Below are 1332 nucleotides of genomic sequence, written 5' to 3'. Positions count from 1 at the left end.
CCCAGGTGCTGGAACACGCCAGCGGCGGCACGCCGTTGCGAAGGCGTGCCGCCGCTGCGGGGATCGACCAGCTGCGTGATGCGGTGCTGGATCAGGCCTTGGGCTTGGAGTAGATCGCCTCCACCACGTCCTGGTAGTCGCTGAGCACCTTGGCGCGCTTGATCTTCAGCGAGGGGGTCAGGTGCCCGGATTCCTCGGTGAAGTCCTCGGCCACCACGCGGAACTCCTTGATCTGCTCGGCGCGGGAGACCGACTCGTTGGCCTTGTCGATCACCTTCTGCAGGGCGGTGCGCACCTGCGGCTGCTGGACGACCTCGGCCATCGGCAGGTCGCGGGAGAGCTGGTGGCGTTCCAGCCAGCCGGGCAGCGCCTCCGGGTCCAGGGTGACCAGTGCGGCGATGAACGGGCGGTTGTCGCCCACCACCAGGCACTGGGAGACCAGCGCGTCGGCGCGGATCTGGTCCTCCAGCAGCGCCGGGACCACGTTCTTGCCGCTGGCGGTGACGATGATTTCCTTCTTGCGCCCGGTGATCTTCAGGAACCCGTCCTCATCCAGCTCCCCGATGTCCCCGGTGTGGAACCAGCCATCGGTGAAGGCCTCGCGCTGCAGGTCGGGGCGGTTGTAGTAGCGCGGCATCACGCAGATGCCGCGGGCCAAAATTTCCCCGTCCCCGGCGATCTTCACCGCGTTGCCCGGCAGCGGGCGGCCCACGGTGCCGATCTTGATTTGCTTGAGCGTGTTCACGGTGATCGGGGCGGTGGTCTCGGTCAGGCCGTAGCCTCCAGCACGGTGACCCCCACGCCGTTGAAGAAGTGGCCCAGGCGCTCGCCCAGCGGGCCGCCGCCGGAGACGGCGTGGCGCACGTTCCCGCCCATGGCCTCGCGCAGCTTGGAGTAGACCAGCACGTCGAACAGCTTGTGCTTCAGCTTCAGGCCCAGCGGGATCTTGCCCTCCTGCTGGGCGCGGGAGTAGGCCACCGCGGCGCGGGCGGCGGTGTGGAAGATCTTGCCCTTCCCGCCGTCCTCGGCCTTGAGCATCGCCGAGTTGTAGACCTTTTCGAACACCCGCGGCACGGCCAGGATGAAGTTGGGCTTGAAGGACTGCAGGTCCTCCAGCAGGTGCTTGACGTCCGGGGTGTGCCCGACGCGGCAGCCGGCGGCGACCGCGACGATGGAGATGAAGCGGGCGAAGACGTGGGCCAGCGGCAGGAACATGATGGTGGCCGCGCCCGGGTAGACCGCCTCGGGCAGCTCGGCGACCGCGTTGTCGGCCAGCTCCACGAAGTTGCCGTGGGTCAGTTCGCAGCCCTTGGGCCGCCCGCTGGTGGTGAG

1 pseudogene is annotated in these 1332 nt (G+C 68.5%); it reads right to left on the bottom strand.

The features are described from left to right. Positions 1-91: 91 nt before the first annotated feature. Positions 92-1332: pseudogene (locus JCM19049_RS14390) on the bottom strand (long-chain fatty acid--CoA ligase); the annotation flags it as partial.

This window comes from Arthrobacter sp. JCM 19049, assembly GCF_001310435.1.
Note: the sequence above shows the minus strand (reverse complement) of the source record. Positions and strands in the feature narration are given on the sequence as shown.